Origin of the sequence: Micromonospora sp. LOL_014 (assembly GCF_048060245.1) — a bacterium.
Classification (GTDB): domain Bacteria; phylum Actinomycetota; class Actinomycetes; order Mycobacteriales; family Micromonosporaceae; genus Micromonospora_E.
The window spans coordinates 1-14126 of record NZ_JBHMIP010000018.1; the positions used below are offsets into that span (position 1 = coordinate 1).

Sequence of the window (14126 nt, forward strand, 5' to 3'; positions counted from 1 at the left end):
CACCATCAGCACCCTGCGCACCCTGCGCACCCTGGGCACCATCAGCACCCTGCGCACCCTGCGCACCCTGGGCACCATCAGCACCCTGCGCACCCTGGGCACCCTGGGCACCCTGCGCACCCTGGAAACCCTGCGCACCCTGCACGCCCTGCACGCCCTGCGCACCCTGGGCACCCTGCACGCCCTGGGCACCATCAGCACCCTGCGCACCCTGCGGTCCTTGGGGACCACGGCTCGGCTTGTGCCGACGCCATTCGTCCTCTGAGCGCTGCCAACCCTGCGGCCCGAGGCCCGGCTGCCAACGTTCACGGTCGCCGATACCCGGGTCGTCGCGCAACGGCGCAGCGGGATACCAGACAGTGCGATACCCGTTCGGCCCAGGTGTGACGAGCGAAGACTCTGTGCTGGGACGCGCATCCCCCAACGGCCGAACCTCGGCCGCGCTGGCCGGCTGCACCGCTGGTGTCAAGCTACTTGTCGTCGCGGCAAGCAGGAGAAGATAGCCCACCTTGGCAGGGGTTTGTGCTTGTTTGAGTCGTCGACGCAAGCGTCGTTCACTGGTCACCGTTGCTCCCGCAGCGTCCCGAAGATTAGTAGAAATTCCTGGACGGGGTGTTGGGGGGGGCATCCCGCACTGCGCTGAGCATAAGTCGGTTATCGCCGCTATGCGGCTATTCGTCGAAAATCTCCATTATGAGGTCTTTTCACGAAGATCGGGGGGCTCGAGCGCGAGCCACGGACCTCACTCAAGGAGGCGCCGCTGCTGTGGTCGGTCGGTCAGCGGTCCGCGACGTGGCGGATCACCCTGGCCTGCAGTTGGGCACGGATGCTGAGCTCCGCCGCCTTGAACGCGTGCTCCTGAGTCATGGCGTTCTCGGTCCGGTGCTGGCAGTCGAGGATCAGCTGACCGAAGTACGGATAGCCGACCTGACCAGCTGCGACCAGATGGTGCTCACCTTTGCCGTCAACGAGGAAGACATGGCCGGGACCGGCGTCGGTCGCCACGTTGAGGTACTTACGCAGCTCCAGGTAGCCGTCGGTGCCGAGGATGAAGGTCCGCCCGTCACCCCAGGTGCGCAACCCGTCGGGAGTGAACCAGTCCACCCGGCAGTACCCAGTCGCGCTGGTGTTCAGCACCAGCCCCAACTCGCCGAAGTCGTCGAGCTCCGGGTACTGCGGGTGGTTGAAGTTCCCGACGGTGGAGTGGCTGATCTCGGCATCGGTCGCCCCAGTAAAGTGCAGCATCTGCTCCACGTTGTGGCTGCCGATGTCGCAGAGAATGCCGCCGTACTTCTCCTTGCGGAAGAACCAGTCCGGGCGGCCGGCGGCGGAGAGCCGGTGCGGACCAAGGCCCATGACCTGTACCACCCGGCCGATGGCGCCGCGCTCGATGAGCTGCCCGGCCAGCACCGCCGCCTCGACGTGGATCCGCTCCGAGTAGTAGACCGCGTACTTACGCCCGGTGCGCGCGGTGGCCTTTCGTGCCTCGGCCAGCTGCTCCAAGGTGGTGAGCGGGGCCTTGTCGGTGAAGTAGTCCTTGCCTGCATCGATGACCCGCAGGCCGAGAGCGCACCGCTCCGAGGTGACGGCAGCGCCGGCCACCAGGTGGACCGTGTCGTCGTCGAGGACCTCCGACTCGTCGCGTGCCACCCGCGCCTGCGGGAACCGCTGACGGAACGCGGCGACCTTGGCCGGGTCGGGGTCGTACACCCACTTGAGCGTGGCGCCGGCACCGAGCAGGCCCGCGCTCATGCCGTAGATGTGCCCGTGGTTGAGACCAACCGCGGCAAAGACGAACTCCCCGGGTGTCACCACCGGGGCCGGTACGGGATCCGGCGCGTACGTCGCTCCATTGGCCATCGACACCTGTTCGTCTCCTCAGCTGTCCTGTCGGGGCGTGCCGCCGACGGTGATGGGACCGGGCAGGTCGCGCACCGTAGCGGTCTTCTCGAAGAACCGGGGCGCGCGCTGTACCAGGGCACCGTGGTGATAGTAGGGATCGTCCGGGGACAATGGGAGACTCACCGGGCGGCGCTCGATGCCCGACTCGTAGATCGCGGTGACCAACTCGACCGCGTTTCGCCCGTCTGTGCCGCTCACGGCGGGTGCCGTCCCTTCCCGGACCGCACGCAGCACGTCGCCAATCTGGCCGGTGTGCCCGGTATGCGTGAGCGGTTGGTGCGCGTGCACAAGTGCGTCGAGGTCGGCGACCAGGTCCTGGTTGCCGCCCGGCGCGGGAAACCCGTTCGCCGCGCTGCTCTCGGCTACCGCCCGCCACGGCTGGGAAACCCTGGCGTGCGCGCCCTGGATGACGATCTCCTGGTCCTCGCCGTGGTGCACCACCGAGCTGGTGAGCTGAGCCAGTGCCCGGTCGTACTGCAGGATCGCGACGGACAGGTCCTCGACCTCTGCGTTGTCGTGCTGCGCGTTGACCAGCATCGCGGTCACCGCCGACGGGCGGCCGAGCATCCACATGGTGAGATCGATGTGGTGGATGGCATGGTTGAGGGTGCAGCCGCCGCCCTCGGAGGACCAGGTCCCCCGCCACCACAGGTCGTAGTAGGGCCGTCCCCGCCACCAGGACGAGTTGACCTGGACGTGCGACACAGCTCCGATCAGACCAGAGTCCAGCACTTCCTTCAAGGTTGCCATGTCGTCACGGAACCGATTCTGCGCGACGACCGACAGCAGCTTGCCCGACTCCGCAGCGGCGGCGACCATCGCGTCACACTCCTGCAGGGACGGTGCCATCGGCTTCTCCACCAGGACGTTGACTCCCGAACGCAGGGCGGCGATGGCGAGGTCGGCGTGCGTCGACGGCGGTGTCGTGATGCTCACCAGGTCCATGTCCTCGGCAGCGAGTAGAACCCCGATATCGTCGTAGACGCGGGCATCGGTGAGACCGAAGGTGGTCCTGCGTTCCTGCGCCTTCTCAATGGTCACGTCGCAGACGGCGGTGATCCGGCAGTCGTCTGCGAACTTCTGGTAGCCGGCGATGTGTGTGCCCGCGATGCTTCCCGCACCGATGATTCCCACATTGAGCATGCCGTCCTCCATCTCGTTGGCGTGACGTGGAGCACTGATCTGGTGTGCCGTTGCTTCTCGGCCAGGCCCGTCGTCCGCCCGATCCGGAAGCCGCAGCCCGACAGTAGTCACTGAGCGGCGTCGATCGAAGACTGGAGCTCGGCCACGAATGCCTCGGCGGCCTCCTCGGCGGTCCTTCGGTCGAACATGACGTCCTGCAGGTAGCGGACGATGGTCCGTTCGATCTCGCTGGCACCGTTCGGCACGATCTCCGGTGCGTCGCCGAGCAGGTCCTGGATCGACTCCGCGTACTCCACGGCCTGCAGCTCGCCAGGGGTGAGCGAGTCTCTGATGGATTCCAGCACCGTGGTGTTGGCGGGAATGCCCCGCTCGGAACCGATGATCTCGCCGGCCTCTGTGGTGTTCACCAGGAAGTCGATCAGCAGCTCGGCTTCGGCGGGGTGCTCGCTTTCAGCCGACACCGACCAGTACATGCCCGGTTTGAGGTAGCTGAACGGAGTCGAGTTCCCGTCTTCCGTCGGCAGTTTGACGGCGATCAGGTCGGCTCCCCCCGTGGCCTTGGTGTACGCCGCCAGCTGCGTCACGTTGGCGAAGATCATCGCAACCTTGCCGGTGGCGAAGTCCGTCTGATCCAGCGCGGCGCTGACACCCTCGGCGAACTGCGAGGCCGGCACGGAGGCCCCGGCCGTCGCCCAGTCGTGCACCTGCTGGAAGTACCTGGCCAGCGTCGGCACGCTGATGCTGACCTTGCCGTCGCTGAACAGGGCTTCGCCGTGCTGACGGGCGTGGATCTGCAAGGAGAACTCGTTCCAGTGTGGGGTGAATCCGTGCACCTCGCCGCCGGACGCGTCGGTCACCGACCGGCCGAAGTCGGCGAACTCGTCCCAGGTCCAGTTCTCGGTGTCGGGTAGGGCGACGCCCAGCTCGGCAAGCTTGTCCTGATTGACCAGGATGCCCCACGCCGACGTGGAGATCGGCATGCCGTAGAGCGTGCCTCGGGACCGCCCGGTGTCCAGCACGGCCGGCGGCAGGGTCGTCGTGTCCAACTGCGGTTGCTGGGCCAGATCGGCCAGCACGCCGCGGTCGGCGTACGAGGCGAGGTACAGCTGGTCCATCTGGATGACGTCCGGAGCGTTACCGCCGGCAGTCGCCGTCGCGAGTTTGTCCCAGTACCCGGTCCAGTCGCTGAACTCCCCGATCACCTCGATGTTCGGATACTGCTCCTGGAACGCCTCGATTGCCTGCTGGGTCCGCTCGTGCCGCGCGTCAGCGCCCCACCAGGTCAGTCGCAATGTGACGTCGCCGTCGCTGAGCTCCTGAGTCCCGCCGGACGAGTCCGCAGTGCCACAGGCGCCTACTCCGAGTACCGCGACGAGCGCGCCGGCAATCGCCAGCCGACTCGGGAAAGATGACATACGCATTCTACTCTCCGTTCCGATGAATGGAAGTTGTCGACGCAGCTGGACAGGGACAGGCTGGTCTATTTGCCACCAGTGGTTGCGATGCCGCGGATCAGATACCGCTGACCGACCGCGAAAGCGACGACGAGCGGCACGATCGACACCACGCTCATCGCGAACAGCGCACCGAAGGATGATTCCGACTGTGCGTCGACGAACGACCGCAGCGCAACCGGCACCGTGTACAGGCTGGGGTCCGTCAGGTAGACGAGCTGGCTGAAGAAGTCGTTCCAGGTCCAGATGAAGGTGAAGATGGCGGTGGTGGCCAACGCCGGCCGCATCAATGGCAACAGCACCTTGAGGAAGATGGTCGCATGACCCGCTCCGTCGATGCGAGCAGCGTCGTCGAGCTCCCGCGGCAGTCCGCGGATGAACTGGACCATCAGGAAGGTGAAGAAGGCGTCGACGGCAAGGAATTTTGGCAGGATCAGCGGCCAGAAGCTGTTGACCATGTCCAACTGGGCGAAGAGGACGTACTGCGGGACGATCACGACATGGATGGGCAGCATGATCGTGACAAGCATGATTGCAAAAGCGGGCCGCTGGAACCGGAACCGAAGGCGCGCGAAGGCGTAGGCCGCCATCGAACAGCTGATGAGGTTTCCGATGATTGCACCGGCAACGATGATTCCCGAGTTGAGTAGATACCAGCCGAAGGGTTGCGCGAGCGCGTTCCAGCCACGGGGGTAATTCGAGAAGTCGAATGTGTCGAGCACCAACGACGGATTTCCGAAGATGTGGCCGTCGGGCCGCAGAGAACTGACGACCATCCACAACACCGGGTAGAGCGCAACCGCCACCACGGCCAGCAACAGGACGTGTCGTACGCCTCGAACAACGCCTGCTGCGCCGGCCCGCCGCGCAGGCCCGGCCTTCGTGACCGGCGGCCGAAGCCGCGCCGGCTCCCGCGTCATCGAGTCAGTCATCGTAGTGAACCCAATGCCTTGCCGCCCAGAAGTTGACTGCCGTGAGAGCTCCAATGATCACGACCAGAAGCCATGCCATCGCGGAGGCGTAGCCCATTCGGTACGAACCGAATCCCTCCTGGTAGAGATACAACGTGTAGAACAGCGTCGAGTCGGACGGGCCTCCGGTGCCTCCCGACACCACGAATGCCTGCGTGAATGTCTGAAACGCATTGATGACCGCCAGCACAAAGTTGAAGAAGATGATGGGTGTTAGTAGCGGCACCGTGATGTGGCGAAACCGGCTTACCGTACCTGCGCCGTCGACTTGCGCCGCCTCGTAGTACTCCCAGGGGATCTGTCGCAGTCCGGCCAGGAAGATGACCATCGGCGATCCGAAGGTCCATGCGTGCAGGACGACGAGCGTCCACAGGGCGGTCGCCGGGTCCGCCACCCAACTCGTTGTGCTCTCGACCCCGAGGAAGCCCAACAGATCGTTGACCAGGCCATCACCGCCGAAGATGAGCCGCCAAAGAACAGCGATGGCCACACTGGACCCCAGCAACGAGGGTAGGTAGAACGCGGACCGGTAGAACGCCAGTCCGCGCATCCCCCGATCCAGCACCAGTGCGAGCAGCAGCGCCAGTGCCAGTTGGGCCGGCACGCTGACGGCCACGTAGAGAAACGTGACGCCCAGGGAACGGTGCAGTCGCTCGTCGGTGAGCATCCGCTGAAAGTTGTCGAGCCCGATGAAGCTCGGATCCTGGAGCAGGTTGTAGTTGGTGAAGGCCAGATACAACGACGCGAGCATCGGGCCCAGCGTCAGGACGAACAGGCCGATGAGCCAGGGCGCAAGAAACGCTGCGGCCACCCGCGTGTCACGCGCGGCCTGCGGCGGCCGGGCTCCGGGATCACGACGGCTGATCGCTTGCAGCTCGGCGACGCTCACCGCGCCACCCACGCTGACCGCGGCCAGGAGGCTCTACACATGTTCGACCCCTTCCTCCCGCTCGCGGACACCTCGTCGACAGCGGTCCGCAGTTGTCGCATGTCGATCGACGACCTGGGTGCGCCAGCAGGCACGCGACGCTGGGTGCTGCTGCTCGTAACCTCGCCGAATCGGATGTGTGATGCACCATAGTGATCGATCACCCTTGAATGCAAGGGGTCGACTCAAACCGATGCCGGGCCGGTCGAGTCGCGGAGCACCAGCCGCTGCAGGTCGGCTGGGAAGGCCTCGTTCAGGGGCTCACCCCGCATCAGGGCCAGCAGCCGCTGCATCGCCAACCGGCCATGCCGCTCCCGGTCCACCGCCACCGTCGACAGGCTCGGTCTGAAGTACCGTCCGATTTCCTCGTCGTCCCAGCCGAACACGCTGACCTGGCCCGGCACATCGATGCCGACGCTCTGCAGGCCGAGGATGACGCCGAGCGCGACCTGGTCGTTGGCTGCGAACACGGCTGTCGCACCGCAGCCCGCGACCACGGTGCGGGCCGTCTCGTAACCGGATCGTACGGTCCAGTCGCCGTCGACGACGGCACACGATTCGAGGCCCAGCCGCTCGACGGTCGCCTCGTACGCCGCCCGCCGGTTGCGGGCGGAGGCCCACGACGGCGATCCGGCGACGTGGACGAACCGACGATGACCGTTGGCCGCGAGGTACCCGATGATGGCGGTCACGGGCGCCGCGTCAGCCAAATGGCTGCGCCCCCGCATGTTGTCGTCGTACTCCCCGACGATCACGATGGGCACCGGGAACTCCGTGACGTCCGAACCGTCCAAGCTGTCCTGCAACGGCGCGAACGACAGAATCCCGTCCACCGTCTCGGGCTGGAGCAGTGCCCGGGTCCGGGCCGCGCGGTCCGCCGCAGAGCCCTCGAGGCTGACGATGTCGATGTGGAAGCCGGCATCGTGGGCAGCGCCCGCAGCACCCTGTAGCAGCCGGTTGGGAACCAACGGGGTGATGTCCGGCATGACGATCGCGATACGGTCGGTTCGCCTGGTCCGCATCGCCCTGGCCGCCCGGTTCGGACGGTAGTTGAGCAGCTCGACCGCACGGGTGATCTTCTCGACCGTCGCCGGGCGCAGCCCACCGTTGCCACGCAGGAAGCGTGAGACGGTCTGGTGCGACACCCCCGCCTCCTTGGCCACCTCGAAGATGGTCGCCGGCTTCCTGCTTCGCTCCGGCGTCGCCGAGGGCTCTGTCGCCATTGATAGGTATTCCCTTCCTCGCCGGCACCTCGGCCAGCGTTGACACCAAGGTGATCGATCACTATGGTTGCCGCCACAAGTCACAGTCGAGTCGGCATTGTTAACAGACCTACGTTCCGTAGCCCCACGAAGATAGCCGCACCGCGACTCCGGCAGAGCCGCAGCGGTGCGCTGACGGCGGGTCGCCGCCGGCTGGCCCAACTGCTTGCCGGCGGGCGGCGAAACCGAGGCTGACCTTGCTTTCGCTGCCCACGGTACCGCCTCGATCACCGGAAGCACTCGCCCGCCAGCGGTGCGCTGACGATCTCGGAGAGGCCATCAGGAGATGCAGGGAGAGGTCATGACCAGAGGAAGACAACGGGCGCTGGCTGCCCTGTCCGGGGTCGCGCTCGCGCTCGGGCTCATCCCGGCGACCGGATCGCCGGCCGCCGCCGACCCGAGCTACCCCGTCACCGTCGACTACCAGGTCGATGCCGGCGCGATGCGGCACGTCGGCGGCGGCAACCTGCACCCGTTCGACGAACGGGGCCCCGCGCAGTGGCTGACCGACGGCATCGACATCAACGCGATCCGCGGGACGGACTACTCCAAACGGACGAGCGTCTACCACGACTACCTCCCCGGGTGGTTCGAGGACGCCACCCGCGACCGGTTGCAGACGATCAACCCGGACGCCAAGCTCATGATCGGTACCTACTACGGGTTCAAGGGCAAGGTGGCCCGCGGCGAGTACGGCGGCAACACCGACTGGAAGGCCCTGGCGCAGATCGACGGGGGCGCCGCCTACAAGGAGTACATCGCCGGAGAGCTCGCCGACGCGGCGGCGAAGGACATCGACGTCTACTCCTGGGTGCTCTGGAACGAGCCTGACCTGCAGTGGAGCAACCAGAACGCATTTTTCCGAGGGTTCAAGAACGGCTACGACGGCGTCAAGGACTTCGACCCGACCCAGCTGGTCCAAGGACCTGAGCTCGCCTCGTTCAAGTTCTCGTACCTCACTGCCTTCCTGACCTACTGCAAGCAGCACGACTGCCTGCCCGACGTGCTGGCCTGGCACGAGCTGACACGGACCCGCACCGCGATCGAGGACCACGCCCGCCAGATCACCGAGTGGATGCGGCAGAACGACATCCCGGTCATGCCGATCGCCATCACCGAGTACCAGGGCACCGGATACTCGACGACGGAGGCCGGACGTCGCAGCCAGGGCAACTACAACCCCGGGCTCTCGGTCTCGTACCTGGGCGAGCTCGAACGCGCGTCGGAGAGCACCAGCCTGGAGTTCGGACTGCGGTCCGCGTGGGGTCTGCCCGGCGACAATCCCAACTCGCGCAGCTTCCTCGGCGAGATGGCCACCTTCGACGACCACGGCAAGATGGCGACCGGGATCTGGTACGTGTACCAGACCTACTGGGACATGACCGGTCGTAAGATCGGAACGACCTTCGACAAAACGTCGGTTGACGCGCTGGCAACCTACAACGACGACTCGACCGTCAACGAGTCCTGGATCCTGCTGGGAAACTGGGAAGAGACGGCGAAGGCCATTCCGGTCACACTGCGCAACCTCCCACCGGCACTCGTCGCCAGTGGCCGGGTGCACGTACAGGTGGACCTGATCCAGGAGACGCTGGCCACGCCGAACTACGGCACGGTACCGGTGCTGCGCCGCAACGTCGCCGCCGCAGCGGGCGAGGCATCGTTCTCCCTCGACCTGCCCGGTCGCACCGCCGCCCGAATCCTCGTCACGCCGCCCGCCGCCGACCCCACGCGCTACAGCGCGGTGCCGGGATCGGGAGCCGAGCCGGTCGAGGTACGCAGCACCGGCACGGTCCAGACCTCGACGGCGAGGCTCGCGGGAACGACCTACACCGCACACACCGGCGGTACGCCGAGCAGCTACCGCGACGGCGACGGCGCGGAGACCGCCATGGAAAGCGGAGACACGGTGACATACCGGTTCGACGTCGACGAGTCAGCCGTGTACCGGCTGCGCACCGACTTCGTCGCCACCGGCAGCGGCGCCTTCGTGCAGCCGTACGTCGACGGTGTGTCGACCGGCACGCCAGTGGACCTCTACTCGGCGCAGCCACGACTGGTTGACCACGAGCACGGCACTGTCCACCTGAGCGCGGGTACGCACGAAATCACCTACCGCATCGTCGGCGCCGGGAAGAACACCGCGAGCACCGGGTACGACATCGGAGTACGAAGCCTCCTGGTCGCCGCGCCCGGGGTGCCGACGACCGACGCGACGGTCGTCTTCGACAGCAACGACGGTCGGGGTGAGCACGCCCGGATCTTCGCGAGTATCGGGGCCGCCCTCGGTGCCCTGCCGGCACCACCGGTACGCAACGGATACGAGTTCGTGGGCTGGAACACCGCCCGGACCGGCGCCGGTGCAGGTGTCGACGCGGACACGATCGTCGCTGGCGACATGACCGTCTGGGCGCAGTGGCTCGAAATCGGTGAGCTCGCCTACCTTGTCGACGCCGGCGACATCGACCCGGCGACCGTCAACGCCGGCTCCCGGCTCGGCACGCACCACAGCGTCACCGACCAGTTCTTCGGGCCTGACCCGGTCACCGGAAGGAACTGGGGTGTGCTGGACACCGCCAAACCGTCGGCGGCCTACCCGAACCTGCTCACCGGCACCTACACCTGGCCCGCGGAAAACCTCGGATACACCGACGGCACACCTGTCGGTCAGACCTACCGCTACGCCAAGGACCAGACGCAACCGCTGGCGCAGCGAGTCGGTGTACCGTACAAGTTCGAGCTGGCCAACGGCCGGTACCGCGTCGACCTCGCCATCGCTACCGGCTGGTCAGCGCAGGTCGACAAAGGATACGAAGCGACCGTCACCCTCAACGAGGGAACCAGCGAGGCAGTGACCGCACTACCGCCCACCAAGCTGTCCAAGGACTGGACCAAACCGGTCCGGGCGTCCGCGACAGTCGCGGTGACGAACGGCTTCCTCACCGTCAACGTCGACATGGCCAACGAGGCGTCGGGATCGGTGATGGTAAACACCATCGAGATCCACAGGCTCCTCGCCGTCGATGTGACGCCCCCCACGGTCACCATCGAGCCGTGGTCCGAGAGCGAGGACGGCAGCTACCGACAGGTCAGCTTCGCGCTGTACGACGAGGGCACGCTCGACAAGGTCGTTGTCAACGGCGTCACCACCGACCTTGCCGACGCCGTACGGACGTCGCTCGACGGCGTCGAGCCGGGCAGGTACGGCGCTGTCGTGGGCACGAACACGCTACGGGTGTTCGATCTGGCGGGGAACGTGACCGAGGTGGCATTCACACTGCTCGAGCCGCCGTCGGACTGGTCCGCGTCGACGGTCTACAACGCCGGCGACGAGGTCACCTACGCCGGATCGGTCTGGGTGGCTCAGTGGTGGACCAGCAACGAAGTGCCCGGGACGAACCCGTACGGCGCCTGGGCCGAGAGCGGAGCCGTGGTTGGCGGCTTCGACGGCACCATTCGCGCCTGGACACCATCATGGATCTACACCGGCGGTGAGACGGTGGCGTACGGCGGGCACCTGTGGACGGCCCGCTGGTGGACCCGCAACCAGGCACCCGGCGCGACGGCCGGGCCGTGGCTGGATCTCGGATCCCGGCAGGTACTGAGCTGATCTCGACGACAAGGACGCATGGATCGGCGCGACACGACACGGACCACGGCGGCCACCGGCTCTGACCGACCGCGGCCAGCGCTGTAGGACGTCGCTGGTCGCGGTCGGTCATCCTGGACCGGTAGCCCCGCAACCAGCGACGTCCGCCTGTGTCAGGCGACGGCGCAGGGAGTGCCGTTCAGGGTGAACGACGTCGGGCTACCGTTGTTGCCGGTGTGGGTGGCCTGGAAGCCGATGCTCTGCGAGCCGTTCGGCGGGATGCCTGCGTTGTAGGACAGGTTGCGGGCGGTGACCGCGCCGCTGGTCGGCGAGTACGTCGCGTTCCAGCCAGAGGTGATGGTCTGCCCGGCGGGCAGGGTGAAGGCCAGGGACCAACCGTTGATCGCGCTGCTGCCGGTGTTGGCGATCGTCACCGAGGCGACGAGTCCGTTGTTCCACGCGTTCACCCCGTAGGTGATCCGGCAGGTGCCCGACGGCGGCGGCGGAGTCGTCGGAGGTGCCGTGGTCGGAGGCGCCGTCGTCGGAGGCGCCGTGGTCGGAGGCGCCGTCGTCGGAGGCGCCGTCGTCGGAGGCGCCGTCGTCGGAGGCGCCGTCGTCGGAGGCGCGGTGCCGTCCAGACCGAAGAAGCGGATCACCTGGGCGGCATCGACCGGGATGCTGTGGCCGGTGCCCTGCATGCTGATCGCCTCGACTGGCGCCATACCGCCGGAGCTACCGTACCGGGTGCGGGTGTAGTTGCCCTGCGGGCTGTCGGTGTAGGTCGGCGTCTGACTCAGCCCGTGCACGTTGGTCCACTGCTTGATCTGCTCGGCGAAGTTCGGGTAGCGCAGCGTCCCGTCGTTGGTGCCGTGCCAAATCTGCATCCGTGGCCACGGTCCGGAGTAGCCGGGCAGACTGTTGCGGACGGCGTCGCCCCACTGCTGGGGGGTACGGATGATCTGCCCGCCGGAGCACTGGCTGTTCCACTCGGAACCGCCAGTGGTGGCGAAGCAGGTGAACGGCACCCCGGCGAAGGACGCGCCGGCGGCGAAGACGTCCGGGTAGACGCCGAGCATCACGTTGGTCATCATCGCGCCGGACGACGTTCCGGTGGCGAAGATCCGGTCCGGGTCGGTGTTGTAGCGCTGCTCCACGTAGCTGATCATCGACCGGATGCCGACCGGGTCACTCCCGCCGCCGCGAGTCAACGCCTGCGGAGAGTAGACGTCGAAACACTTGCTGCTGCGGGTCACCGACGGATAAATGACGATGTAGCCGTACCGGTCGGCCAGAGACGCGAACTGGGTGCCGGAGTGGAACCCGGGTCCGGAGCCCGTGCAGTAGTGCATCGCGACCAGGATCGCCGGACGGGGCGCGACCCGGTCCGGCACGTACAGGTACATGCGCAGGTTGCTGGGGTTGGTGCCGAAGTTGGTGACCTCGGTCAGGGTGGCCGCCGAAGCGGGTGCCGCGAAGGTCAGTGCGGCCGCCGCGGCGGTGACGGTTGCTGCGGCGGCGGCCAGCATCTTGGCCATGAGTCTCATGTGGTTCCTCCGGAACGCACGCAGGATGGGGATCCGACGCGGGGCTGCCCAAGCTCCCGCTTCACTCCGGCTCGAAACAGTTACTAGTATCGATATGAATGGTTCGAGATTCAAGGTCGACGTCGGACTAACATCGACGCACGTGCATAAAAACGCCTGACGCTCCGTAGCATGAGCCGGGCGATGCCCCAGATCAAGCGGAAGGTTGGCGAATCGGTCGTGGACCACGCCCCCACCCAACCGGACCACCCACCGGCGACCGGCAGGCCGCCGGAAGGTCAGCGACGCGCACGCCGCCGTAGCGATCTCTCCGTCGCGACGATCGCCGCGCTGGCCGGCGTCTCGAAACCCACCGTCTCGAAGGTGCTCAACGGACGATCCGGAGTGGCCCTGGAGACCCGCCGCCGAATCGAGGCACTGGTTCGCGAGCACGGCTACCAGCGGCCCGGCTCGGCCTCCCCGACCGCCGGGATCGAGGTCGTCTTCTATCAACTCGAGAGCCACCTGGCGATCGAGATCCTGCGTGGGGTGGAGCTGGTCGCCCGGACCAACGAACTCGCCGTCGGGTTCACCGAGGTGCAGGGCCGCACCGAACCGGGCCGGTCCTGGGCCGAGCAGTTGCTGGCCCGCCGACCGGTCGGGGTGATCGCCGTCTACTCCGCGTTCACTCCGGAGCAGCACGCCCAACTGGCCGCCAGCGCCATCCCCCTGGTCGCCCTGGACCCGGTCGGCGAACCGGCCCACCCGACCCCGTCGGTCGGCGCCACCAACTGGAACGGCGGCATCACCGCGACCCGCCATCTGCTCGACCTTGGGCACCGCCGGATCGCCGTGATCAGCGGCCCGCTCGACATGCTCGGCGCCCGCGCGCGGCTGGAGGGCTGCCGGGCGGCGATGGCGGCGGTTGGCGTACGGCTGGATGACGACCTGGTCCGCAGCGGCCGGTTCTTCTTCGAGGACGGTGAGACACACGGGCGTGACCTGCTCGACCGGCCCGACCGACCGACGGCGGTGTTCTGCGGCAACGACCTACAGGCGCTCGGCGTCTACAGCGCCGCCCGGCAGCTCGGCCTGCGCATCCCGGACGACCTGAGTGTGGTCGGCTTCGACGACATCGACAACGCCCGCTGGTGCTGCCCGCTGCTGACCACCGTGCGCCAGCCGCTGACCGAGATGGCGTCGACCGCCGCTGGGATGGTACTCGCGCTGGCCAACGGTGGCGTGTTGCCACGACACCGGGTGGAGATCGGCACCACCCTCGTCGTCCGATGCAGCACCGCACCCACGCCGGTGACCAGGTGATTCCGCCGACAATCCAACATCTTCTTTACCA

General features: G+C 67.0%; 10 protein-coding genes. 3 read left to right on the forward strand and 7 right to left on the reverse strand.

Features of this window, described 5'->3' with window-relative positions; translation table 11 throughout:
* A partial coding sequence (locus ACFHW1_RS16815; RefSeq protein ID WP_416615704.1) for a hypothetical protein occupies positions 1-265 on the forward strand: 265 nt, incomplete at its 5' end.
* 512 nt (positions 266-777) lie between these two features.
* Here ACFHW1_RS16815 and ACFHW1_RS16820 read toward each other — a convergent pair.
* The 6 genes from ACFHW1_RS16820 to ACFHW1_RS16845 all read right to left on the reverse strand — a co-directional run bounded on the left by ACFHW1_RS16820 (position 778) and on the right by ACFHW1_RS16845 (position 7621).
* On the reverse strand, positions 778-1860 hold the full coding sequence (locus tag ACFHW1_RS16820) for a Gfo/Idh/MocA family protein (protein WP_416615721.1): 1083 nt from the start codon (positions 1858-1860) through the stop codon (positions 778-780).
* A gap of 18 nt (positions 1861-1878) precedes the next feature.
* Entirely contained in the window at positions 1879-3045 is a 1167-nt protein-coding gene (locus tag ACFHW1_RS16825) for a Gfo/Idh/MocA family protein (protein WP_416554580.1), read from the reverse strand.
* 107 nt (positions 3046-3152) lie between these two features.
* The gene (locus tag ACFHW1_RS16830; RefSeq protein ID WP_416590922.1) at positions 3153-4466 is read right to left on the reverse strand and encodes an ABC transporter substrate-binding protein; all 1314 of its coding nucleotides are present in this window, start codon (positions 4464-4466) and stop codon (positions 3153-3155) included.
* Between the two features lie 59 nt (positions 4467-4525).
* Entirely contained in the window at positions 4526-5431 is a 906-nt protein-coding gene (locus ACFHW1_RS16835) for a carbohydrate ABC transporter permease (RefSeq protein WP_416554584.1), read from the reverse strand.
* Positions 5424-6359 carry a carbohydrate ABC transporter permease gene (locus ACFHW1_RS16840; protein WP_416554586.1) on the reverse strand — a complete coding sequence of 312 codons (936 nt, stop codon included), beginning with the start codon at positions 6357-6359 and terminating at the stop codon, positions 5424-5426. Before ACFHW1_RS16840 ends, ACFHW1_RS16835 begins: the two co-directional genes overlap by 8 nt.
* A 224-nt stretch (positions 6360-6583) precedes the next feature.
* Positions 6584-7621 (reverse strand): LacI family DNA-binding transcriptional regulator, encoded by a 1038-nt coding sequence (locus ACFHW1_RS16845; RefSeq protein WP_416554588.1) that lies wholly within the window; start codon positions 7619-7621, stop codon positions 6584-6586.
* Between the two features lie 340 nt (positions 7622-7961).
* Here ACFHW1_RS16845 and ACFHW1_RS16850 point away from each other — a divergent pair, with 340 nt between their 5' ends.
* Positions 7962-11270: a carbohydrate-binding protein gene (locus ACFHW1_RS16850; RefSeq protein WP_416615706.1), complete on the forward strand. Its 3309-nt coding sequence runs from the start codon at positions 7962-7964 to the stop codon at positions 11268-11270.
* Between the two features lie 152 nt (positions 11271-11422).
* Here ACFHW1_RS16850 and ACFHW1_RS16855 read toward each other — a convergent pair whose 3' ends face one another.
* Complete coding sequence (locus ACFHW1_RS16855; protein WP_416554592.1) at positions 11423-12793, reverse strand: PHB depolymerase family esterase; 1371 nt, start codon at positions 12791-12793, stop codon at positions 11423-11425.
* 171 nt (positions 12794-12964) lie between these two features.
* On the opposite strand from ACFHW1_RS16855, the gene ACFHW1_RS16860 reads away from it, so the two are divergent.
* On the forward strand, positions 12965-14095 hold the full coding sequence (locus ACFHW1_RS16860; protein ID WP_416615707.1) for a LacI family DNA-binding transcriptional regulator: 1131 nt from the start codon (positions 12965-12967) through the stop codon (positions 14093-14095).
* Positions 14096-14126 lie beyond the last annotated feature (31 nt).